Annotated in this window: 24 protein-coding genes; 8 read left to right on the forward strand and 16 right to left on the reverse strand. The window is 61.0% G+C overall.

Annotation, left to right across the window (positions count from 1 at the left end):
- Positions 1–89: 89 nt before the first annotated feature.
- The gene (locus K3555_RS10770; protein WP_260004995.1) at positions 90–1586 is read right to left on the reverse strand and encodes a class I adenylate-forming enzyme family protein; all 1497 of its coding nucleotides are present in this window, start codon (positions 1584–1586) and stop codon (positions 90–92) included.
- 91 nt (positions 1587–1677) lie between these two features.
- Between K3555_RS10770 and K3555_RS10775 the strand changes: the two genes are divergently transcribed.
- The 4 genes from K3555_RS10775 (at position 1678) to aat (ending at position 4928) form a co-directional block, all read left to right on the forward strand.
- Entirely contained in the window at positions 1678–2214 is a 537-nt protein-coding gene (locus tag K3555_RS10775; RefSeq protein ID WP_259984761.1) for a PAS and helix-turn-helix domain-containing protein, read from the forward strand.
- Positions 2215–2370: 156 nt separating this feature from the next.
- Positions 2371–2862 carry an acetyl-CoA carboxylase biotin carboxyl carrier protein gene (gene accB, locus K3555_RS10780; protein WP_259984763.1) on the forward strand — a complete coding sequence of 164 codons (492 nt, stop codon included), beginning with the start codon at positions 2371–2373 and terminating at the stop codon, positions 2860–2862.
- Positions 2863–2871: 9 nt separating this feature from the next.
- Complete coding sequence (accC, locus tag K3555_RS10785; RefSeq protein ID WP_259984766.1) at positions 2872–4221, forward strand: acetyl-CoA carboxylase biotin carboxylase subunit; 1350 nt, start codon at positions 2872–2874, stop codon at positions 4219–4221.
- 74 nt (positions 4222–4295) lie between these two features.
- On the forward strand, positions 4296–4928 hold the full coding sequence (gene aat / locus K3555_RS10790; RefSeq protein WP_260004997.1) for a leucyl/phenylalanyl-tRNA--protein transferase: 633 nt from the start codon (positions 4296–4298) through the stop codon (positions 4926–4928).
- On the opposite strand, the gene K3555_RS10795 is transcribed toward aat, so the two are convergent.
- From K3555_RS10795 to K3555_RS10820, 6 genes are all read right to left on the reverse strand, one after another.
- Complete coding sequence (locus tag K3555_RS10795; protein ID WP_260004999.1) at positions 4892–5254, reverse strand: DUF2155 domain-containing protein; 363 nt, start codon at positions 5252–5254, stop codon at positions 4892–4894. The two genes, aat and K3555_RS10795, sit on opposite strands and share 37 nt — an antisense overlap.
- Entirely contained in the window at positions 5254–5709 is a 456-nt protein-coding gene (gene mlaD / locus K3555_RS10800) for an outer membrane lipid asymmetry maintenance protein MlaD (protein ID WP_129370628.1), read from the reverse strand. The genes K3555_RS10795 and mlaD overlap by 1 nt, the downstream gene beginning before the upstream one ends.
- 24 nt (positions 5710–5733) lie before the next feature.
- On the reverse strand, positions 5734–6120 hold the full coding sequence (locus K3555_RS10805; protein ID WP_129370627.1) for an NADH:ubiquinone oxidoreductase subunit NDUFA12: 387 nt from the start codon (positions 6118–6120) through the stop codon (positions 5734–5736).
- A 133-nt stretch (positions 6121–6253) separates the two neighbouring features.
- Positions 6254–6622 carry a RidA family protein gene (locus tag K3555_RS10810; RefSeq protein WP_260005000.1) on the reverse strand — a complete coding sequence of 123 codons (369 nt, stop codon included), beginning with the start codon at positions 6620–6622 and terminating at the stop codon, positions 6254–6256.
- A gap of 563 nt (positions 6623–7185) precedes the next feature.
- Complete coding sequence (clpX, locus tag K3555_RS10815) at positions 7186–8454, reverse strand: ATP-dependent Clp protease ATP-binding subunit ClpX (RefSeq protein WP_129370625.1); 1269 nt, start codon at positions 8452–8454, stop codon at positions 7186–7188.
- A gap of 149 nt (positions 8455–8603) precedes the next feature.
- Positions 8604–9236: an ATP-dependent Clp protease proteolytic subunit gene (locus K3555_RS10820; RefSeq protein ID WP_129370624.1), complete on the reverse strand. Its 633-nt coding sequence runs from the start codon at positions 9234–9236 to the stop codon at positions 8604–8606.
- Between the two features lie 253 nt (positions 9237–9489).
- Between K3555_RS10820 and K3555_RS10825 the strand changes: the two genes are divergently transcribed.
- Positions 9490–10497, forward strand: a complete 1008-nt coding sequence (locus K3555_RS10825) for a GlxA family transcriptional regulator (RefSeq protein ID WP_129370623.1) — start codon at positions 9490–9492, stop codon at positions 10495–10497.
- Between the two features lie 395 nt (positions 10498–10892).
- Positions 10893–12332, forward strand: a complete 1440-nt coding sequence (locus K3555_RS10830; protein ID WP_260005001.1) for a hypothetical protein — start codon at positions 10893–10895, stop codon at positions 12330–12332.
- 97 nt (positions 12333–12429) lie between these two features.
- Here the strand turns inward: K3555_RS10830 and K3555_RS10835 are convergent, their stop codons facing one another.
- The 9 genes from K3555_RS10835 to K3555_RS10875 all read right to left on the reverse strand — a co-directional run bounded on the left by K3555_RS10835 (position 12430) and on the right by K3555_RS10875 (position 20359).
- Positions 12430–13476: a c-type cytochrome gene (locus K3555_RS10835; protein WP_260005002.1), complete on the reverse strand. Its 1047-nt coding sequence runs from the start codon at positions 13474–13476 to the stop codon at positions 12430–12432.
- Positions 13460–14731 carry a sulfite dehydrogenase gene (soxC, locus tag K3555_RS10840; protein ID WP_260005004.1) on the reverse strand — a complete coding sequence of 424 codons (1272 nt, stop codon included), beginning with the start codon at positions 14729–14731 and terminating at the stop codon, positions 13460–13462. The genes K3555_RS10835 and soxC overlap by 17 nt, the downstream gene beginning before the upstream one ends.
- A gap of 114 nt (positions 14732–14845) precedes the next feature.
- On the reverse strand, positions 14846–16543 hold the full coding sequence (gene soxB, locus K3555_RS10845) for a thiosulfohydrolase SoxB (RefSeq protein WP_260005006.1): 1698 nt from the start codon (positions 16541–16543) through the stop codon (positions 14846–14848).
- A gap of 98 nt (positions 16544–16641) precedes the next feature.
- Complete coding sequence (gene soxA, locus K3555_RS10850) at positions 16642–17493, reverse strand: sulfur oxidation c-type cytochrome SoxA (RefSeq protein ID WP_260005014.1); 852 nt, start codon at positions 17491–17493, stop codon at positions 16642–16644.
- Positions 17494–17567: 74 nt separating this feature from the next.
- On the reverse strand, positions 17568–17897 hold the full coding sequence (gene soxZ / locus K3555_RS10855) for a thiosulfate oxidation carrier complex protein SoxZ (RefSeq protein WP_259984786.1): 330 nt from the start codon (positions 17895–17897) through the stop codon (positions 17568–17570).
- A 44-nt stretch (positions 17898–17941) separates the two neighbouring features.
- Positions 17942–18358, reverse strand: a complete 417-nt coding sequence (gene soxY, locus K3555_RS10860; protein WP_260005022.1) for a thiosulfate oxidation carrier protein SoxY — start codon at positions 18356–18358, stop codon at positions 17942–17944.
- Between the two features lie 58 nt (positions 18359–18416).
- Positions 18417–18893, reverse strand: coding sequence for a sulfur oxidation c-type cytochrome SoxX (gene soxX / locus K3555_RS10865; protein ID WP_259984788.1), 477 nt, complete (start codon positions 18891–18893; stop codon positions 18417–18419).
- A gap of 127 nt (positions 18894–19020) precedes the next feature.
- Positions 19021–19602, reverse strand: coding sequence for a thioredoxin family protein (locus K3555_RS10870; RefSeq protein ID WP_260005023.1), 582 nt, complete (start codon positions 19600–19602; stop codon positions 19021–19023).
- Between the two features lie 19 nt (positions 19603–19621).
- Positions 19622–20359 carry a cytochrome c biogenesis CcdA family protein gene (locus tag K3555_RS10875; RefSeq protein ID WP_260005025.1) on the reverse strand — a complete coding sequence of 246 codons (738 nt, stop codon included), beginning with the start codon at positions 20357–20359 and terminating at the stop codon, positions 19622–19624.
- A 109-nt stretch (positions 20360–20468) separates the two neighbouring features.
- Between K3555_RS10875 and K3555_RS10880 the strand changes: the two genes are divergently transcribed.
- Positions 20469–20852 carry a hypothetical protein gene (locus K3555_RS10880; RefSeq protein WP_260008529.1) on the forward strand — a complete coding sequence of 128 codons (384 nt, stop codon included), beginning with the start codon at positions 20469–20471 and terminating at the stop codon, positions 20850–20852.
- A 60-nt stretch (positions 20853–20912) separates the two neighbouring features.
- A complete protein-coding gene (locus K3555_RS10885) occupies positions 20913–21251 on the forward strand; it encodes a helix-turn-helix transcriptional regulator (RefSeq protein ID WP_129370612.1) in 339 nt (112 codons plus the stop codon).
- The last annotated feature ends 10 nt before the right edge of the window (positions 21252–21261 follow it).

Consider the following 21261-nt stretch of genomic DNA (forward strand, 5'->3'; position numbering starts at 1 on the left):
TTTTCAAGCCTTGCACCTTTTCCAAATCCGCCCTGTTTTCCTCTTGCCAAAAATATCCCGGGGTTTGGGGCAGAGCCCCAATCTACCTTTTAAAAACGCTCCCGCAGCTCGGTTTTCAGCACCTTGCCATAGTTGTTCTTGGGCAGCGCTTCGATGCGCAGATATGCCTTGGGGCGTTTGAACCGGGCGATCCGGCTGCTGCAAAGGTCATCCAGCTCTGCATCCTGCGCATCTCCCACAACAAAGGCCACCACTTCCTCGCCCCAATCCGCATGGGGCCGGCCCACGACTGAGACCTCGCGCACTTCAGGGTGCAGCAACAAGACTTCCTCCACCTCGCGCGGATAGACGTTGGAACCGCCGGTGATGATCATGTCCTTGGAGCGGTCCTGCAGCGTCAGATAGCCGTCGGCGTCCAAAACCCCCATGTCGCCGGTCATCAGCCAGCCATTGACCAGTGTTCTGGCGGTGGCTTCCGGATTATTCCAATAACCCGGCATCACCACATCGCCGCGCACCATGATCTCTCCGTGGCCGCCGGCGGGCAGGAATTCTCCCTCCGGCGTGCCGATCCGCACCTCAACCACGCTTTGCGCCCTGCCGACACTGGCCAGCCGCTCGCGCCAGCGCGGATGCGCGCGGTCCTGCACGGCATGACGCGGCAGCGCGGTGATCGCCATCGGGCATTCCCCCTGGCCGTAGACCTGCACAAAGACCGGGCCGAAATGCTCCACTGCCTCCACAATGTCGGCCGTATACATCGGCCCGCCTGCGTAAACCACTGTGCGCAGCCCCTCGCCCTTGCGGCCCAGCCGCTTGGCTTCCGAGGTCATCCTTGTGACCATCGTGGGCGCTGCAAACATATGGACCCGCCCGAAATGCGCTGCCAGATCAAAGATCTCCGCCTCGTCAAATCCGCCGGACACCGGGCAGACATGCGCAGCCCCCGCGAGCACATGCTGAATTGCATAAATTCCCGCCCCATGGCTCATCGGTGCCGCATAAAGCGCCTGATCCCCGGCGCTGACCTGATCCACATCAGCGAAATAGGCGATTGCCATGGTCATCAGCATCCGGTGGGTAATCATCACCCCCTTGGGCCGCCCGGTGGTGCCAGAGGTATAGAACAGCCAGGCCAGATCTTCCGGGGCACGGAAAACAGGCTCAGCCACAGGCTGCGCTTCCAGGCCAGCGGCAAAGTCTGAACCCGTGATGTCCACACAGCGCACAATCGCCTCTGTTCCCGCAACAGCCTCTGTCAGCCCGGGCGAGGTAAACACCAGCCCCGCACCGGAGTTTTGCAGGATGTATTCCGCCTCCTTGCCATGCAGCTTGGCATTGACCGGCACCGCCGCCGCCCCCGCATACCAAATGCCGTAAAGCGTGATCAGGTAGTCCGGGCAATTCTTCATGAAGATGCCGACCCGGTCCCCCGGCTGCACACCCTGCATCTGCAGCCAGCCCGCCACCGACGCCGCGCGGGCGTGAAAGCCTGCGTAGTCCGCAACCTGCTCCTGTCCCAGAAACAACGCAGGCCGCGCCGCCTCTGCCGCTGCCATGCGCTGCAACCACACTGCAATGTTCATCCGCTTTCCCCTCCGGCTTGCCCGTCGGCGTGCATCGCGGCACGCAAACACCCCCTTCAATTCCGCAGAAAGGCCGGGGTAGAAACACCATATGAGCGATCTTGCCTTTGACCATGCCCCTGTGGGCCTTGCCGTGCTGGAACGCCGCGTCATCACGCGGTGCAACCTGCAGTTTGCTTCCACCTTCGGCGGAACTCCCGGTGAATATACCGGCATGCCGATTTCAGGGCTGTACCCCAGCCAGGAGGATTTCAACCGTATCGGCACCCTGTTGCAACAGCCTGAGGCGCAAAGCGGCAGCTACAGCGACGAACGCATCATGCGCCGCCGCGCAGGCGCATTGTTCTGGTGCCGGGTGCGCGGCCGTTCAGTGACACCCGAGACGCCGTTTCAGACCGGCATCTGGTCCTTTGCCGATATATCCGAGGACCGCCCGGTGGTCTCGCTTACCCCGCGCGAGCGCGAAGTGGCGATCCTCACCTGCAAAGGGCTGTCGGCCAAAGAAATCGGCCAGCAGCTGGATCTGTCCTACCGCACAGTGGAAAGCCACCGGGCGCATCTGCTGCAAAAATTCGGCGCCCGCAAGCTGCCGGAACTGGTGGCCAAACTGACCGGCATGCCGCTGTGAGACAAAATACAGTCCGGCAATTGCAAATCAGATTATCTGCCTCCATGTTACAGCCCGGACCGACGGTGCTTTCCTTGCGGTAATCCTTGCCCTATAAGCGCCCTAATTTCCGGTCCGCCTGCCCTGGCGGGCCTGTCGGAATTGGCTGAGGAAAATATGACAAACAAATCTCACGAAGCTGACGTGGCATTCATCAAGGCGCTGGCGGAATTGCTGCGCGAAAACGATCTGACCGAACTGCAGGTAAAGCGGGACTACGGCGACGACGACAGCCTGAATGTGCGTGTCTCCCGCCAGACCGCCATGGCCGCACCGGTGCAGGTTGCGATGCCCGCCGCCGCTGCGCCGGTTGCAGCAGCTGCCCCTGCCGCCGCCCCTGCCCCCGCTGCCGCCAGCGATGACCCGGCAAGCCACCCCGGCGCCGTGGCCTCGCCGATGGTCGGCACCGTCTATCTGCAGGCCGAGCCCGGTTCGCCCGCCTTTATCTCCGTGGGCAAGCAAGTCAACGAAGGCGACACTCTGCTGATCGTCGAAGCCATGAAGACCATGAACCACATTCCGGCGCCGAAATCGGGCACCGTGAAGCGCATTCTGGTTGAAGACGGCGCCGCCGTTGAATTCGGAACCCCCCTGGCCATCATCGAGTAAGGATCTGCAATGTTTGACAAGATCCTGATTGCCAACCGCGGTGAGATTGCCCTGCGCGTGATCCGTGCCTGCCGGGAAATGGGCATCAAATCGGTAGCGGTGCATTCCACTGCGGATGCCGACGCAATGCACGTGCGCATGGCCGATGAATCGGTCTGCATCGGCCCGCCGTCCAGCACCCAAAGCTACCTGTCGATCCCGGCCATCATCTCGGCGGCCGAAATCACCGGCGCCCAGGCCATTCACCCGGGCTATGGCTTCCTGTCGGAAAACGCCAACTTTGTGCAGATCATCGAAGACCACGGGCTGACCTTCATCGGCCCCTCGGCTGCGCATATCCGCATCATGGGCGACAAGATCACCGCCAAGGAAACCGCCCTGAACCTCGGCATTCCGGTTGTTCCGGGATCTGAGGGCGGCGTGCCCGACATCGCCGCGGCCAAAAAAGCCGCCGCAGACATGGGCTATCCGGTGATCATCAAGGCCACCGCCGGCGGCGGCGGCCGCGGCATGAAAGTGGCCTTGAACGAAAAAGAGCTGGCCAACGCCTTCTCCACTGCCCGTTCCGAAGCCAAGGCTGCCTTTGGCAATGACGAAGTCTATATGGAGAAATACCTCCAGAAGCCGCGTCACATCGAAGTGCAGGTTTTTGGCGACGGCAAAGAGACCGGCATCCATCTGGCGGAACGTGACTGCTCGCTGCAGCGCCGCCACCAGAAGGTGTTCGAAGAGGCCCCCGGCCCCTGCATCACCCCGGAAGAACGCGCGCGCATTGGCAAGATCTGCGCCGATGCCATCGGCAAGATGGGCTATTCCGGTGCCGGCACCGTGGAATTTCTCTATGAAGACGGTGAGTTCTACTTCATCGAGATGAACACCCGCCTGCAAGTGGAACACCCGGTGACCGAGGCGATCTTCGGCGTCGATCTGGTGCGTGAGCAAATCCGGGTCGCCGAAGGGCTGCCGATGTCGTTCACTCAGGACGATCTGGAAATCAACGGCCACGCCATCGAGGTGCGGATCAACGCCGAAAAGCTGCCGAACTTTGCCCCCTGCCCGGGCAAGATCACCCAGTACCACGCCCCCGGCGGATTGGGGGTGCGGATGGATTCGGCGCTGTATGACGGCTACTCGATCCCGCCCTATTACGACTCGCTGATCGGCAAGCTGATCGTGCATGGCCGGGACCGGACCGAGGCGCTGGCCCGTCTGAACCGCGCCCTGGGCGAGCTGATCATCGACGGCATCGACACCACCGTGCCGCTGTTTCATGCGCTGTTGCAGGAACAGGATATCCACACCGGCGACTACGGCATCCACTGGCTGGAACGCTGGCTAGAAGAAAACCAGCCCGGATAACTTCAGCGGGGCGCGCCACTGGCTGCGCCCCGTTTTACATTTGCCTGCCTTTTCCGGTTATACTGGCCAGCACCATGAGCTTAACTGCGGACCTATTGCTGCACGCCTATTCCGCCGGTGTTTTTCCGATGGCTGAACACCGCGACGACCCCGAGATTTTCTGGGTCGATCCCAAGCGGCGTGGCATTCTGCCGCTGGATGGCTTCCGCATCTCCCGCTCGCTGGCCAAACGGATCCGCAACGGCGGCTTTGAGATCACCGTGAACCAGGATTTCGGCGGCGTCGTAGACGGTTGCGCCGACCGGGCGGAAACCTGGATCAACGGGGAAATCCGCGACCGCTACCTGGATCTGCACCTGATGGGCAACGCCCATTCGCTGGAAGTCTGGCAGGACGGTGTTCTGGCCGGCGGCACCTATGGCGTCTCTCTGGGCGGCGCCTTTTTCGGCGAAAGCATGTTCTCGCGCCGCCGCGATGCCTCCAAAGTGGCACTGGCCTATCTGACGGACCGGCTGGTGCAGGCGGGCTACAGCCTGTGCGACACGCAATTCCTGACCACGCATCTTGCGTCGCTTGGCGGGATTGAGGTTACCCGCGCGCGTTACCGGGCCCTATTGCGCGAGGCCCTGAAAACGGATGCGGATTTTGCCCGGCCGGCTGTGCCCGCGCCTCAGCTGCTGCTGCAGCGCATGACCCAGACATCATAACGGTTGTGGTCCAGCGCGTTCAGCGCCGGGCTGGACGCCACCATCCAGCCCTGGAAATGCGTCGCACCATCATCGGGGTTCCGCACGGTCAGATAGGCATAGGCATCCCCGGTCGGGTTCTCTGCCGGAAAGCGGCAGTCCGACACGGTCACCAGCAGGCCGAACATTTCCGAACTGCCGCCGATCGCCACTTCCGCATCCATGGTATGGCCGTTGACCTTGTCCAGCGCCCTTAGCACCGCAGCACTGCCCTGCGCCGCCGGCTGCTCCTGGCCCCAGGCCGGCAGGGCCAGCGCACAAGCCACGGCCACCGCCGCAAAGCGCATCAGGAATCGCCCTCGCCGCCGCCGGCGACAAATTTGACCAGCAGTGAAATCAGGCTGACCGCGCCCTGTGTGTCCTCGATCTCATCCCCTGCCTCAAAGGCAAAGGGCGAGCCGCCGGGCATGATCTCGACAAAGTTACCACCCAGCAGCCCTTCGGAGGAGATCACCACCGCGCTGTCATCCGGGATTTCGATGCCCTCGTTGACAGAAAACATGGTATCTGCGCGGAAGGTTTCCGGGTTCAGGCCAACGCCGGTCACGGTACCGATCTTGACGCCGGCCAGCCGCACGTCGGTGCCGACACTGACCCCTTCCAGAGAACGGAAAGACGCGTTCAGATCATAGGTCGCGCCGCCGCGCGACAGGCCGGCCGCTTGACCGGCATAGACGGCAAAAGCAACAGCAGCAGCCAGCACGACGCCGCCGGCAAAAACTTCGGTAGGATTGTGGGACATGAAATCAGCCTTCTGGCAGATGTTTTATTCGGGCACCCAGGCCTCATAATCGCGGCGTTCCTTGGGTTCGCCGCCTGCACGGATCGAGCCCGCCGGCGCATAGGCCATCATGGTGCCGGTCAGGTTTTCCTGATGCGGCTTTTCCCAGGCCTTGTGCTTCAAGGGTTTCTCGCTGGGCAGCTCGTCAAAGGTACGGTGCAGCCAGCCGTGCCAGTCGGGGCTGACGCGCGAGGCTTCGACCTCGCCGTTGAACATCACCCAGCGCTTGCTGTCATCGGCATTGCGGTAGAACACATTGCCCTGATCATCCTCGCCCACCTTGATGCCCTTGCGGGCGGTGAACATCCGGGTGTTCAGGGTGGCGCCGTTCCACCATGTCACAGCGCTCAGAAGAGTGTTCAGGATTCCCATCGGTGCCTCCGGATTTTTCCATTTCTGATATGGCCCAATTTCCCGCCAAGGTCCAGTGGCTTGCACCCCTCTGGACGGGTCACGGCGGGAATTGGCAGTTTTGCCAGAGGCGCGTTTCCCGCACCTGACAGGATCAGCCTGCCGCTGGGGCCAGCGCCGTCACTTCAATCTCAATGCGGAACTTGGGATCGATCAGGTTGCACTCGATCATTGTCGCCGCAGGCGGGTTGGCGCCAAAGACCTCAGCCAGAACCGGCCAGCAGGGTTCGAACTCCGCCGCATCCGGCAGATAATAGTTCACCCGCACCACATCGGCAAAGCCAGCGCCCGCCTTCTGCAAGGCACCGCCAATGGTTTCAAGCGCAGACTTGCACTGTGCCACCACATCATCGCCCTGCCCGACGGTGCCGGCCACATGCACGAAGCCGCCAGCCACAACAGCGCGGCAATATCCGATCTTGGCCTCAAACTCACCGCCTGAAGAAATACGTTTTATTGTCATCTGATTTCCTTTCGCATCGCTTTTTAATCTCCAAAACGTATTCGGGCCGCAAGCCTTCTTTGCGGCGCAAAGATAAACAGAGTTTCTCCAACCCGATCACGCGAAAACCAGGCACCGTGAGTATAAAGCGCAGCCCGCAACTCTATCGTTAGCTCTACAGGCCAATATTTGGAGCAGAACTGCACAGCATCACGCGTATTCTCGCCCAATGGCGGTGCAGGTGTCTTTTGCCAGCCTCCGCCAAACTCGTACTGCCAGCCAAGATCATTCCGAGAAGGCCGCGTAGGAGGTTCAGCCCGTAGTTTGCCTTTGAGGCGTACGATTGCGTAAGTACAGTCCCATGGCTCAGCCCCCTTTGCATGCCATTTCCGGGTTTCAAGGACCTGCTCCACGGGCAAGAGGCCTTTAAACAGTTCGGCTGCATAAGCGGGGTCTTCTTCTCGCCTGAGCTTGTCCTTATACCCAACGAAAACCCACCACCCGACAAAAACGAAGAAGGCCAATGTCAGTCCGACATTGGCCATTCCTCTCAAGACTGCAACAACAGCCCACATTGTCTAAGTTCAGCCCGCTGAAGCCGGCTCTTTCTCGGCATCCGCATGGATCATCAGCGGCTGCGCATCCGAGGTCACCGCCTCCTCATTGACAACCACCTTGGTCACGCTGTCCATACCCGGCAGATCGAACATGGTATCCAGCAGGATATCCTCCATGATCGACCGCAAACCGCGGGCACCGGTCTTGCGTTCGATTGCTTTCTTGGCAATCGCACTCAGCGCCTCGTCGGTAAAGTCCAGCTCGGTGTCTTCCAGCTCGAACAGGCGCTGATATTGTTTGACCAGAGCGTTCTTGGGCTGGGTCAGAATGATAACCAGCGCGTCTTCGTCCAGATCTTCCAGCGTTGCCAGCACCGGCAGTCGGCCGACAAACTCCGGGATCAGCCCGAATTTCAGCAGATCTTCCGGCTCCAGCTCCTGGAACACTTCGCCGACGCCGCGGTCATCGTTGTCGCGCACATCCGCGCCAAAGCCCATCGCAGACCCTTTGCCGCGGGCCGAGATGATCTTGTCCAGCCCGGCAAAAGCACCGCCGCAGATGAACAGGATGTTGGTGGTGTCCACCTGCAGGAATTCCTGCTGCGGATGCTTGCGCCCGCCCTGCGGCGGCACCGAGGCAACAGTGCCTTCCATCAGTTTCAAAAGCGCCTGCTGCACGCCCTCGCCCGATACGTCGCGGGTGATCGAGGGGTTTTCCGACTTGCGGGTGATCTTGTCGACCTCGTCGATATAAACGATGCCGCGCTGCGCGCGCTCGACGTTGTATTCGGACGATTGCAGCAGCTTCAGGATGATATTCTCGACATCCTCGCCCACATAACCGGCCTCGGTCAGCGTGGTGGCATCTGCCATGGTGAACGGCACATCCAGGATCCGCGCCAGCGTCTGCGCCAGCAAGGTCTTGCCGCAGCCGGTGGGGCCGATCAGCAGGATGTTCGATTTCGCCAGTTCAATGTCCGACCCGGCCTTTTGGGCGTGGTTCAAACGTTTGTAGTGATTGTGCACCGCAACCGACAGCACCCGCTTGGCGGTGGCCTGGCCGATCACATAGTCATCCAGAACCTGGCAGATGTCCTTGGGCGTCGGCACCCCGTCGGTGGCCTTCAGCCCGGAAGCCTTGGTTTCTTCACGGATGATATCCATGCACAGTTCAACGCATTCATCGCAAATGAATACGGTGGGGCCTGCGATCAGCTTGCGCACTTCATGCTGGCTCTTGCCGCAGAAGCTGCAATAGAGGGTGTTTTTGCTGTCGCCGCCTGAATTCGTCGCCATGGTCTACCTTTCAGTCCGCCCGGTCCGCTGCTCCCGCACTGCGGGGCTACTCAACTTTCTGCCAGCTTAAGCGAGTGCTTAGGCCGCCACAATGTGAAAGTGCGCCCCATTTCAAACACGGGGCACACCGCTGTTCACAACGCCAGGCGTTACGCCTGCTCTTCGTCGCCTTTGGCGCGGTTTTCGACGATCTCATCGATCAGGCCGAACTCTTTGGCTTCTTCCGGCGCCATGAAATTGTCCCGCTCCAGCGCGTCGACGATCTTGTCGTATTCCTGGCCGGTGTGCTTGACGTAGATCTCGTTCAGGCGCTTCTTCAGCTTCAGGGTTTCCTCGGCGTGGATCATGATATCGGTCGCCTGGCCCTGGAACCCGCCAGAGGGCTGGTGCACCATCACCCGGGAATTGGGCAGGCTGAACCGCATGCCTTTTTCGCCGGCGGTCAGCAGCAGCGACCCCATCGAGGCCGCCTGGCCGATCACCAGGGTCGAAACCTTGGGCTTGATGTACTGCATGGTGTCATAGATCGACAGGCCGCTCGTCACCACGCCGCCGGGGCTGTTGATGTACATCGAGATTTCCTTGGACGGGTTTTCCGCCTCAAGATGCAGCAGCTGCGCCACGATCAGCGAACTCATCCCGTCATGCACCGGACCATTCAGAAAGATGATCCGCTCCTTCAGCAGGCGGGAAAAAATGTCATAGGCCCGCTCGCCCCGGCTGGTCTGCTCCACCACCATCGGGACCAGGGTATTCATGTATGTTTCTCTGGGATCAATCATTTCGACCTGCCTGCGTTGTTTATGTCCGGCACCATACCCGACAGTGTGTTACCTGAGTCTTAGTATCGCCACTTTTGAGCTGCAAGGGGCGGCGGCCATTTTACGGTGCCGCAAAGCTGCATACCGTGTCGCAATCCGCTGGAACGCTGTCGCTATTCTCGGGCTGCGGCGCCCGGCAGCACCTTAGGAAACAAACTCAAGTCCGAATTCCACCCGGGGGGCCAAATCCCGGGTGCCGTGCTGGGGTTCCGCCATGGCTGATGACAGTTTCGTTCAGAAAGGCGCCGCCGCCAATCTCGCCGTTCCCTTTGAGGGCGAGCCGCAGGATTTTTACTTCCTGCTGCTGCCCAAGGCAACAATGCTGCCGGTGGCCGCCGCCATCGAGCCTTTGCGCATTGCCAATCAGGTGACCGGCACCCGGCTGTACCGCTGGTACATCATGACCGAAGACGGCCAGCCGCTGCATTGCTCCAACGGTATGGTGATCACGCCGGACACACCGCTGCAGCCGCTGCCCTCGGATTCGCTGGGCTTTGTCTGCGCCGGCGTGGAGCCGCAAAATACGGCCAGCGAGATCACCCTGAACTGGCTGCGCCGCGAAAGCCGCTTTGGCCGCTCCATCGGCGGCATCTGCACTGGTGCCTTTGCCCTGGCCCAGGCCGGGCTGATCAAGAACCACAAATTCACGCTGCACTGGGAAAACCAGCCGGGTTTCCTGGAAAGCTACCCGAACCTGGACCCCTCGCCCAATATCTTTGAAATCTCCGGCCCGCTGATGACCTGCGGCGGCGGCAATGCGGCCACCGACATGATGCTGCACCTGATCGAGGAACGCCACGGCAAGCAGCTGGCGATCATTGTCGCCGACATGTGCCTGCATGTGCGCTCAGGCGGCCAGGCGGCACCGCAGAAATCGAACTATGCGGTGGCCATCGGCAGCCGCAACCAGCGCCTGCTGAACGCACTGCAGCTGATGCAGGAATCGATCGAGGAGCCGCTGTCGATCGGCGAGCTTTGCGACCGGCTGGATATTTCCCGCCGCCAGCTGGAGCGGCTGTTCTCGCGCTACCTGAACCAAAGCCCGATGCATGTCTATTTCGACATGCGCCTCAGCCACGCCTTTGCGCTGATGAACGAAACCTCGATGAGCGTTACCGAAATTGCGCTGGCCTCGGGTTTCAATTCGGCCACGCATTTCTCACGCCAGTTCAAACGCAAATTCGGCGCCTCCCCGCATTTCTTCCGCAAAGGCTGGAGCTGATACCCGGACTCCGGCGGCCAGTCTTGCCCGGCCACCGGCCAGCGCTGCGGCTTTCTGCACCGCGCAGCTAGATTTCCCGGCTCAGCTATCTGCCGGCGGTCATCTCCCCTGGCCAGGAGTATGCATCCCCGCACCTTCTGGCCCGTTTGTGAGAGTTAGCGCAATACGCCTAAAATTTGCCGAATTCTCCCTATATCTGAAAAACACGCCTGGGGAGATTTAACTTCAGGGCAAAAACTCATAACAGGATTTATGCGGCGGCTCTCCTGCAACCAGGTAACCGAAAAATTTCCAGGGCAAAGCCGCGCGCTAGGTCATTCATTGAACACAACTTTCGAAATCAGCACCACCGGGCGCAGAACAATGGCGCCACAGCACCATTTTTGGATTTTCGCATGACGCATTCTCCGCACCTTCATCTGCCGCATATACAGGAATTGGACACCGGCAGACTCCGGGCGTTCCGTATCTCTGCCGGTGTGGCGCTGCCGCTTATACTTGCCGTGTCCGCCGGAAATCTGCTGGATCCGATTGTCCGGTTTGACGATTACCCCGCTCTGCTGGCCAGGCCCGATGGGTTCTGGCCGAAAACCCTTCATGAAGGGCGCTGGCTGAATTACCTGTGGCATCTGCGCGGACTTGTAACACCGCCCTGGCTGAACTTCGCCCTGTTCCAGGTGCTGTGGGCGTTGACCGCAGCCGCCATTGCAGCCACGGCAACCAGAGACAATAACCGTACCTGGTTCACCATTGCCCTCACCCTCACCCTGCTGCCGGCCCCGCCTGTCTTTTTGATGGCAGGCTGGTCCAGCACCGTCATTCCGGGCTTTGCATTGCTGGCGCTCTACGGGTTTCTTGCGCTCACCCTGCGCCAAGCCACGCTGCGGCTGCTGCTGCCGCTGTTTACCCTGCTGGCCTTTACCGCCTACACAACTTTTCCGCTCATCCTGTTTGCGATCTGCCTGATCAGAACGCAGCAGCGCTCTATTCGTGACCTTGCGGGGCTGGTGGTTCTGTTCGGGCTCAGCTTTGCAGGTGCGGTGCTGGCGGTCTATGCGTTGAACTGGCAGGTGCATGGGGTGTTCGGCATCCCGCTGGCTCCGGCGCGCAGCCCGGACCCCGCGCTTGACCTGGCCGGGTTCTGGTCCCATCTGCCGCAGCTGCGGGCGACGGTTTCAGTTCTCCTGGACAAGCTGAGCTTTCAGTCCGCCCCGGTTCTGCTGTTTCATGCCGGCATGCTGACAGCGGCCACTGCCGTGCTGTTGCGCCGGCAGCCGATGGAGACCCTGTACATCTGGGTTGCCTTATGGGCGGGCATGGCACTGATGACCCTTCAGGTGCTCAAGCTGGGAGTGACCATCCCGGCCCGCGCCTTCCATTTCACCTGGATCATCTATGCTGTGATGATAGTCAGGGCAGCACAGGAGCTAAGCCGCAAGCCTGGTTTGCCGGGCCGGCTGGCGCGCAATGCGGTGCTGCTGGTGGCCGCCAGTTATCTTGTGCAGACTGCCGTGCAATTCACCCGCTTTCGCGACTGGCAAGTTGAAACCCGCGCAATGGCTGCTGCCATCGCAGTCAGCCCAAAGCCGGTATTTGTCACCGGAGACATTCTGAATTACCCCTCTGCCGCCAAAGCCGGCCTGCACATGTCCAGCAGTCTTGCAAACCGTCTTGAACTGCTGACTGGACGCGCCGTCATCCTTTGCCAGGCGGCACCGCAAACCTGCGCGGATCTGCCCGAAAGCCTGCGCCGGCCTGCCGCAGAACGAACACCGAAGGCCCGGCTTGAAGACATCCCGGATGCAATGGTCCTGGTGTTCCCGCCCCTCCCATAAGGGGCCCGGCTACTGGGCACATGCCCCTTGTACAGCGAACACTAAAAAGAGGGGCGCCAGCCGCGCCCCTCTCTGCTGCAGCTCTTCAGGGCCGCCGTTACTGCGAATAGGATTGCAAATAGGCGATCACGGCTTCGATATCGCTCTCTTTCTTCAACCCGGCAAAGGACATCTTGGTACCCTTCATGTATTTCTTCGGCTTGGCCAGAAAGGCCGCCAATTGCGTTTCATCCCACACAAGTCCGTCTTCAGCTGCGGTTTTCATTGCCTTGGAATAGCGGAACCCTTCGGCATGGCCGGCCGGGGCGCCGATGATACCGTTCAGAACGGGTCCGGTCTTCGGCTTGGCACCGTCCCCGACCTGATGGCAGGCCTTGCACTTCTTAAAGGTCTTCTCGCCTTTGGCGACCAGTTCCGGATCCGGAACCGCAGCCACTTCAACGGGAGCCTCCGCTGGCTGTTGCGCAGCCGCTTCCTGTTCTGCCTCACTTGCGGCGCGCGGTTCGGCGCTGTCCTCATCCGGCGTCACATCCAGCACCATGGCCCGCATGGTGATCTCCACGCTCTCCTTGCAATTTTCCATGCAAGGTTCCGGGTTCCAGAAATGCGCCTCTGCCTCTTGCCGGTCATCCAGAATAAACCCGCCGGCATTCGGCAGCTCAACATCCGTGAAAGTCCCGTCCGAGAGCACAAACTCATCATCGACCAGATCATTGGAGTAAAGGATATAGGCCACGATGGCATAGACCTCATCCGGGGTCAGCGACTGCGCATCGCCAAACGGCATCGACCGGTTCACGTAGTCCCAGGTGGTCGACAGATACGGCCAATAACTGCCAACCGTCTTCAGCGGGTCGTCGTGATCCAATGTGCCCTGCCCGCCGGCCAGCTTGGGCCAGTTGCCGACGCCTTCGGCAAAATCACCATGGCAGACGGCGCATTTCTCGGCAAAAACCTCCTCGCCGGTGAACACATCGCCCGAGCCGGCGGGCAGGCCGGTGCCGTCGGGGGCAACGTCCAGATCCCACGCCGCGATTTCTTCCGGCAGCGCCGGGCGGCCCAAGCCGAATTTCTCCGCATAGGCCGGTGCCGCACAGGCCGCCACGACTGCGGTTGCTGCCGCAAGCTTAGGAAACTTCAACATTTTCCGCCTCCCCGTTTGCCTTGACCCACCAGGTCTGAATGGCGTTGTTGTGATAGATCGAATTCAGCCCCCGCACCTCGCGCAACTGCGCCTTGGTGGGCTGCACATAGCCGCTGGAATCCCTGGCCCGGCTTTGCAACAGCATCTCCGCCCCATCCCAGTTTGTATCCAGATAGAACCGCGTCAGCGCCCTGTCGGTGCCGGGTGCAGCCAGCCGTGCCTCAGCCCAGGTCTTGCCGCCATCAACCGACACATCCACTCCGGTGATGGCGCCACGCCCCGACCAGGCCAGCCCGGTGATCACCAGCGGTCCCGTGCCATGTTTGATCGGCGCTTGCGGGCTGGGGCTGGTGACAACGGATTTCGCATCCATCTCCCAGGTCCATTTGCGGCTGACACCATTGGCCAGCGTATCAGTGTATTTCGACGTCTCCTCGCGGCTTTCAATCGGCTGATCCGTCACCTCGATCCGGCGCAGCCATTTGATCCACATGTTGCCTTCCCAACCCGGCACCACCAGACGCACGGGATAGCCATGCTCCTTGCGCAGCGCCTCGCCATTGGCCTTGAAGGCCACCAGCACGTCGTCCATCGCCTTTTCCAACGGGATTGAGCGCCCGTTCGAGGATGCATCCGCCCCTTCGACATAGACCCATTTTCCTTCGGGGCTGACACCGGCCTCTTCCAGAAGCGTCCGCAGCGACACGCCGGAATATTCCATGTTGTGGATCATGCCATGGGTGAACTGCGCCCCGTTCAGCTGCGCGCCGGCCCACTCCATGCCGGAATTCGCAGCACATTCGCAGAAATACACGCGGTTTTCGCGCGGGAACCGCTCCAGATCCGCGTAAGTGAACACCAGCGGCGTATCGACCAGCCCGTTGATCATCAGCCGGTAGTCTTCTTTGCGCAGCTCAATCGCGCCCGAATGATGCCGCTCAAACGCGCAGCCCTGCGGCGTGATGGTCCCGTCCAGCGCGTGGATCGGCGTGAAGTTGATCGAGCTGATGGTGTCCGCCGTCAGCCACTCCACATTGCGGCGCACCACGTCGCTTTCAAACTGGACCGGCAGGCCATAGGGCGTCGCGTCCACCCCCTCACCCAGCCCGCTGGCCCAATCTTGCACCTCGGTAATCAGCGGATCCGGTGTTGCGGCCCTGGCAGCGCCTGCAGCCACCGCCCCGGCCCCGGCAGCCGCCGCCCCGGTCAGGAACTGGCGGCGCGAGGGCGCCAGGCTCTTGGCGTTATCACTCATCTGTCTTTGCCTCCTCACATAGATAAATTCACGTTCGTGAATTCAACTGCGCAAAATTTTTTACATATCCCCGCCTCAGGCGGGTCTGTTCAGCCCCTGCCGGGGCGGGCGCTGTTAAGCGCCTGCCACCTGTACGGAAGTATTCGGATTCAGGCTCACGGTGCCAAGCTTGCGGATATGATCCTCGACCACATCCCAGATCATCGGCCCCTCGGTGTCTACATTTACGCTGGCCCAGCCGGCCACCACATAAGACTTTGCCGGATCAATTGCCTCGCCGGTCTTCAGCAGCGTCATATCCGTGATCCGCTCGCCCTGCGGCTTGGTGATGTCGATCCGGTAGCCCATGCCGCCGATCCGCACCATGTCTCCGCCCTGCTGATAGTAGGGGTCGGGGTTAAAGATGTTGTCGGCCACATCCTCCAGGATCACCTTGATGAATTCACCGGTCATCTCGGACCGGTACGCCGCGCCGTATGACATCGAGGTCACATTCCAGATATCCTCGCGGGTGATGTCGTCGCCCGGCACCAGCGACGGCCCCCAGCGCACACCGGGCGACATGGCGATATCCGCCTCCCGCTCGCTCAGCAGTGCGTCGCAGATCAGATCGTCCCAGGTGCCGTTAAAGTTGCCGCGGCGATACAGCAGCGTATCGGTCTTGCCGATCACCTCCGCCAGCTGCGCCTTATAGGGCGCGCGTTCTGCGTCAATCAGCTGCGCCACTGCCGGGTCCGGCGCGATCACATCCGAGAACACCGGGATCAGTTTGTGCCGCAGCCCCATCAGCTGGCCGTCCCGCACATCCAGATCAACGCGGGAGACGAATTTGCCGTTCGACCCCGACGCAATGATATGGGTCTTGCCCACCAACACCGGCTCGGGCAGCGCATCATGGGTGTGGCCCGACAGGATCACGTCGATGCCCTGAACCTTGCCGGCCATCTTCTTGTCCACGTCAAAACCGTTGTGGCTGAGCACCACCACCAGATCGGCACCGGCGGCGCGGACCTCATCGACCATGGCCTGCATGTTCTCGTCCCGGATGCCGAACGAATACTCCGGGAACATCCAGCCCGGGTTGGCAATCGGCATATAGGGGAAGGCCTGGCCGATCACCGCCACCTTAGCGCCGCCGCGCTCAAAAAACTTGTAGGGTTTGAACAGCTCGGCCGGCTCGTCCCATTCGGCGTCAAAAATATTCTGGCCAAGGGCGGCAAACGGCAGTCCCTCGACGATCTCATTGACCCGCTCGGATCCCAGCGTGAACTCCCAGTGAAAGGTCATCGCATCCGGCTTCAGCGCATTCATCACATTGACCATGTCCTGACCTGCCGTGTGGTGACAGGTATAGGAGCCGTGCCAGGTGTCGCCGCCATCGAACAACAGCGCATCGGGACGGTCGGCGCGGATCGCATTGATGATCGTCGCCATCCGGTCCAAGCCCCCGACGCGGCCATAGCCCTGCGCCAGCGAGGCAAAATCGTCATAGGTCAGCGCATAGGCCGAAGGGCTGCCGTTCGCGATGCCATAGGCCTTGCGGAAATCGGCGCCGGTGATATGCGGCACATGCCCCTTGTTGGCGCCAACCCCCAGATTGACCGACGGCTCGCGGAAATGGATCGGCTTCAATTGCCCATGAATATCGGTCACATGGATCAGGCTGATGTTGCCAAAACTGTCGAACTGCAGCAGCTGGTCCTGCGTCAGCGACTGCTGCGCCGCCAGCCGCGCCCAATTGCCAAAGCCTGACGCCCCCACCATGGCCGATGCCGCCATGGAAACCTGCATAAAATCACGGCGCGAGATCATAAGTACCGGTATCCTGTGTGCCGCGCGATATATTCACGCGAATGAATGTTTAAAGTGAAATACGCCCCGCTCCTGGGTTCAGGAACGGGGCGCAAAGATCAGTTGCGGACGGAGGGTGCTTCGACCGACAGCCCGTTGCCGCGCGATGCGACATACAGCTCCAGCGCGACAAAATCCGCCGAACCCGGCTTGTAGGTCTCGGCGCGGGTGTCACGGATGCAGCCCTTGAAACGCGCATGCGCCGTGTTCAGCTTGGTGTTCTTCAAGCGGTACACCGGAAAGCCGTTGATCTGGCCCTGGCTCAGATGGTCGGCGCGGATCATGTTGCCATAGTTGTCTTCATGGCAATTCGCGCAGGACAGCTCCAGCTGGCCGGTGCGGGTGTAATACATCTCCTTGCCCTGCTCCCAGGTAGACTGGGCCGGCCCGTCGATGGCCACATTGACCGGCATTCCGCGCGACTGGACGGAAATAAGCGCTTCCATCGCCGCCATCTTACCGCCGGAGTATTTCCACTTCTCGGCGCCCATCTGGTTTTCGCGGCAGTCGTTGATCTGCATGTTCAGAGTGCGGACCTCGCCAGCGGCCTCGTTCCACTTGGGATACACCGCGCGCACGCCAGCCATGCTGTCCTCGGCATCATCGTGGCAGGACGCGCAGGACTTGCCTTCGGACCCCTCGACAGTGTTCCAAGTGTCGATCGCCTGATCGACAAAGATCATCGCCGGGTTCTCGAAATCGTCCATCTGCAGCGCTTGGGTTTCATCCTTGCGGAAGTGCCAGCCCGACATCACCTCATCGATCACATCCGCGATATGCGCGGGCGCTGCGGTCTTGGTGACCATCTCGATCTCTTCGTTGACCACCAGCGTGTCGTCGTCGGGGCCTGCGCTCGCGGCCATCGGCAGCGCCAGCACGGCGGCAATTGCTGTGATTGCCTTCTTGTTCATTCCCTGTCCTCCCTTGGGTGCCTGCCCTGCCCGAACGTGCCGGACAGGACGCGTGCCTGAAGATCCGGAACGGATCAGCCGATGGCGATATTCTTCTTGGTGTCGTAGACGGCGCCGTCGTCGTCATACCAGGTGAAGACAAATTCACCGGCTTCCGGCACGACAGCGTCGAATTCGAAATACGGGTTGGTCGAGATCGCAGGCTCCATCGCCACGTCCAGCACCATCGCACCGTTGAATTCGCAGGTGAAGCGGTTGATGATCGAGCGCGGGATCAGGTTGCCTTCCTTGTCCTTGCGCTGGCCGCTTTCCATTTTGTGGCTGATCAGGGTCTTGATAGTGACCGCCTCACCGGCGGCGGCTGTCTTCGGGACCTTGACGCGGGGTTTAACACCGGATGCCATGTCTTTAATTCTCCTTAAGAAGTCCGTTCAGGGTGCAAGCGGCCTCAGCCGCCGCAGCCGCCGATGGTCACTTTGACGGTGGCGCTTGCCTTGGTGAATGTGCCGTCGGCCAATTTGGCAATCGCAACCACATCCTGGGTGCCTGCCAGACGGATCCGGGTCGAGGCCGATTGCGCCGCCGCACCGGGGCCGAAATTGAACGTCGCCACGCCCGGGGTCGGGTTGCCTGTGGCCAGCACCATAATCGCGGTGGCGCCTTCGGCGGCCACGGACACCGGAACGGTGTTGCCGTTTTCAGCGATTTCCGGCGCGGTCAGGGTGACGCCGCCCTCGGCGATATCCGCACCGCCGGTAAAGGCGGCAATCCGGTCATCCGCCGCCGCATTCAAACGGAACGGCAGCACGGTTACCATGGCAGCGCCCAGGCCCATCGCCAGGGTCTCACGGCGTGAGAACTCCATCATATCTCTCCTTTGAATTCTCTAAAGGCTGCAGGGCACACAAGGCCCCGCCCGCGCCTTACTCTTCTTTCAGTGTCGCAAGGAATGCGACCACATCTTCAATTTCCTGCGCTGTCAGGATCGGCGGCAGCGGCTCGGTCCCGGCATCGCCGGTATAGGCATCGCCCGGGCGGATAAAGCCATCGACCTTGTAAAAGGCCGGCATCATGGTGCCCTCAAACGTCATCTTGGCGTTGGCCACCAGCCCGCGCAGCTCTTCCGCGGTCCAGCGGTCGCCGGCACCATCCAGCGACGGGCCGATTTCACCGTGGAACGGCACATCCGCCAGCGCGGTCAGCTGGTGGCAGGACACGCAGTTGCCCTTGGATTTGGTGCCAACAACCAGCGCGCCATTGACGGCATCGCCGGCAACACCCGTCAGCGACGCGGCCACTTGGCCATCCTCGCCATACTGCACCGCTTTCGGAGCAACCTCCCCGGCCCAAACCGCACTTCCGGCCAGGCTCAGCACCAGTGTCAGAGATGTAAGCTTCATGTATCCTCCCAATGGCTGCCGCATCTGAGTGCGGTTGCTTAGCTGCTGCATACCGTAGGGCACGGCCGCCCTGCTACGCAACAACAAATTCATTATTGTGAATTTTTCCAAATTATGCGCCAGACACCTAGTCGGCAGACCCATTATTGCGCTCGCGAATCCGGCGCGCGTGATACCGCTGGAAATCTTCCCCGTTATCAAGCGCATACCGCTTTTCGTTGACCCATGTAAACATGTCCAGCGTGGTTCCGCCGCCAAATGCGCCCGGCATCATCGCAACCGCGGCTTCGGTGGCTGTGACGTTTTCGCCCACGTCCTCCGGCAGGAACAGAATCGTCGGCGTGAACAAGACGCCCCATTTGCGTGCCATGTCCTTTTCCGCCAGCGCCTCGCCGTCGAAATCCGTGACCTCCACATCGCCATAGAGGTTCAGCTGCACCACAAAGAAGTTCTCTTCAATGTACTGGCTGACCTCAGGCCGGGGAAAGACCTCTTCATGCATCTTGGTGCAATAGATGCAGCCGCGCTGCTCAAAGATCAGCGCCAGCCGTTTGCCTTCGCCATTGGCCTCCTCCAGGTCTTCGCGCAGATCTTTGAAAGTGTCCCGCATCCAGGCTGTCTTGTGCAGCCCGTCATCGCCCAGCTCCGCCGCTGACAGGGGCGCGGCCAGCACCACCGCCATTAACACTTTCGCAATACTTCTCAGCATGTTGAACTCCTGACCTCACTTACCCAATCGAACCGAAACCCGGCATCCAGCGGATCATCGCCTCGGCAATCAAACGCACCCCGCCGGTGGCGATCAGCACTGCAAACAGCACCAGCATTGCGCCCATCCCCTTCTCCACCCAGGCAAAGGCGGTCCGGTGCCGCGCCACCCAGCCCAGAAACGGCCTGGCAAACAGCGCCGCCACCACAAAGGGCGCCGTCATGCCCAGCCCGTAAACCAGCAGCAGCACCCCGCCGCGCCAGATATCGCCCATGCCTGAGGCGATCATCAGGATAGACGCCAGCGCCGGCCCCACGCAGGGCGTCCAGCCAAAGCCGAATGCCAGCCCCATCAGATAGGCGCCCAGCACGGTCGACGGCTCTGCAGAACTCTCCATCCGCGCCTCGCGGTACAGCAGTGGGATTTTCACCAACCCCAGAAAATGCAGCCCGAACAGCAGCAACAGTGCCGCCGCGCCATAAGACAGCACCTCCAGATACTGCCCGAACAGCTGCCCCAGCGCCGTCGCCCCCATTCCCATTAGCATGAAAACCGTGGTGACACCGGCGGCAAAGCAGCAGGCAGATACCAACAGCCGCCGCTGCGCCCCGGCGGCAATCGCCCCGTCCCCGCGCAGCTCGGCCATCGACAACCCGCCCATGTAAGACAGGTAAAACGGCACCATCGGCAGAATACAGGGGGTGAAAAAGCTCAGCAATCCTGCGATCAAGGCGCCAAACAGGGATATTTCCAGCATCAATTCCCCCAGTTGCCCCACAACAACGTTATCCGGGCCCGGCTTGTGTCATTCACATATTCGAATTATGTTGTTTCAATAGCAACCGTCAACAGATGGAATGACACACATGCGCCACCTTCGGCAACTGGCTGCAGCCGCAGCCGCGGCCTGCCTTGCCCTGCCCGCCTGGGCGGCTGAACTGGTGATGGTTGAACAGGCGGGCTGCGAATGGTGTGCCCGCTGGGACGAAGAAATCGCCCCGGTCTATCCGAAAACAGCCGAAGGCAAATTCGCACCCCTGCGCCGGGTCGACCTGCGCGCCCTGCCTGAGGATCTGCAAGTCGCCCGCAGGGTCATGTTCACGCCGACGTTCCTGATTGTTGAGGACGGACAGGAACAGGCCCGGCTCGAAGGCTATCCCGGCGAAGATTTCTTTTGGCCTTTGCTGGCAGATTTGCTAACCGCCCATGCAGGGTTTGTTGATAATACGCACACTCAGGGCGGCAGCTGACCGTCCCGGCGGGGTCAAGCAGAGGAGTGCGGCGTGCATGCGCCGCTCAGGAGATAACAGATGGCATTACCGCAGTTTTCCGCCGACATGGAACCGGAAGAAATGGACAAGATGGTGGATAACGCCACCAAAGCCTCCAACTTCCTCAAGGCGATCAGCCACGAAGGCCGGCTGATGATCCTGTGCCACCTGGTCTCGGGCGAGAAATCCGTGACCGAGCTGGAAGAGCTGCTGTCGGCCCGCCAGGCCGCCGTCTCGCAGCAATTGTCACGGCTGCGGCTGGAGGGCCTGGTCATTCCCCGCCGCGAAGGCAAAGCCATATTCTACCGCCTCGCCGACGACAAACCCCGCCGCATCCTGGAAGTGGTCTATGACCTGTTCTGCAAAGACGGCAGCTAAGGCCCGATTG

The organism is Leisingera sp. M527 (genome assembly GCF_025141525.1).
Taxonomy (GTDB): domain Bacteria; phylum Pseudomonadota; class Alphaproteobacteria; order Rhodobacterales; family Rhodobacteraceae; genus Leisingera.

Coding starts and splice junctions, on each gene's coding strand:
- aat (WP_260004997.1), top strand. CDS start 4,296: ATGAGCTTAACTGCGGACCTATTGCTGCACGCCTATTCCGCCGGTGTT.
- K3555_RS10775 (WP_259984761.1), top strand. CDS start 1,678: ATGAGCGATCTTGCCTTTGACCATGCCCCTGTGGGCCTTGCCGTGCTG.
- soxZ (WP_259984786.1), bottom strand. CDS start 17,897: ATGGCATCCGGTGTTAAACCCCGCGTCAAGGTCCCGAAGACAGCCGCC.
- accC (WP_259984766.1), top strand. CDS start 2,872: ATGTTTGACAAGATCCTGATTGCCAACCGCGGTGAGATTGCCCTGCGC.
- K3555_RS10805 (WP_129370627.1), bottom strand. CDS start 6,120: ATGGGAATCCTGAACACTCTTCTGAGCGCTGTGACATGGTGGAACGGC.
- K3555_RS10795 (WP_260004999.1), bottom strand. CDS start 5,254: ATGCGCTTTGCGGCGGTGGCCGTGGCTTGTGCGCTGGCCCTGCCGGCC.
- soxA (WP_260005014.1), bottom strand. CDS start 17,493: ATGAACAAGAAGGCAATCACAGCAATTGCCGCCGTGCTGGCGCTGCCG.
- K3555_RS10880 (WP_260008529.1), top strand. CDS start 20,469: ATGCGCCACCTTCGGCAACTGGCTGCAGCCGCAGCCGCGGCCTGCCTT.
- K3555_RS10825 (WP_129370623.1), top strand. CDS start 9,490: ATGGCTGATGACAGTTTCGTTCAGAAAGGCGCCGCCGCCAATCTCGCC.
- soxB (WP_260005006.1), bottom strand. CDS start 16,543: ATGATCTCGCGCCGTGATTTTATGCAGGTTTCCATGGCGGCATCGGCC.
- K3555_RS10770 (WP_260004995.1), bottom strand. CDS start 1,586: ATGAACATTGCAGTGTGGTTGCAGCGCATGGCAGCGGCAGAGGCGGCG.
- K3555_RS10870 (WP_260005023.1), bottom strand. CDS start 19,602: ATGCTGAGAAGTATTGCGAAAGTGTTAATGGCGGTGGTGCTGGCCGCG.
- K3555_RS10875 (WP_260005025.1), bottom strand. CDS start 20,359: ATGCTGGAAATATCCCTGTTTGGCGCCTTGATCGCAGGATTGCTGAGC.
- K3555_RS10885 (WP_129370612.1), top strand. CDS start 20,913: ATGGCATTACCGCAGTTTTCCGCCGACATGGAACCGGAAGAAATGGAC.
- soxX (WP_259984788.1), bottom strand. CDS start 18,893: ATGAAGCTTACATCTCTGACACTGGTGCTGAGCCTGGCCGGAAGTGCG.
- soxY (WP_260005022.1), bottom strand. CDS start 18,358: ATGGAGTTCTCACGCCGTGAGACCCTGGCGATGGGCCTGGGCGCTGCC.
- soxC (WP_260005004.1), bottom strand. CDS start 14,731: ATGAGTGATAACGCCAAGAGCCTGGCGCCCTCGCGCCGCCAGTTCCTG.
- K3555_RS10830 (WP_260005001.1), top strand. CDS start 10,893: ATGACGCATTCTCCGCACCTTCATCTGCCGCATATACAGGAATTGGAC.
- K3555_RS10835 (WP_260005002.1), bottom strand. CDS start 13,476: ATGTTGAAGTTTCCTAAGCTTGCGGCAGCAACCGCAGTCGTGGCGGCC.
- clpX (WP_129370625.1), bottom strand. CDS start 8,454: ATGGCGACGAATTCAGGCGGCGACAGCAAAAACACCCTCTATTGCAGC.
- mlaD (WP_129370628.1), bottom strand. CDS start 5,709: ATGTCCCACAATCCTACCGAAGTTTTTGCCGGCGGCGTCGTGCTGGCT.
- K3555_RS10820 (WP_129370624.1), bottom strand. CDS start 9,236: ATGATTGATCCCAGAGAAACATACATGAATACCCTGGTCCCGATGGTG.
- K3555_RS10810 (WP_260005000.1), bottom strand. CDS start 6,622: ATGACAATAAAACGTATTTCTTCAGGCGGTGAGTTTGAGGCCAAGATC.
- accB (WP_259984763.1), top strand. CDS start 2,371: ATGACAAACAAATCTCACGAAGCTGACGTGGCATTCATCAAGGCGCTG.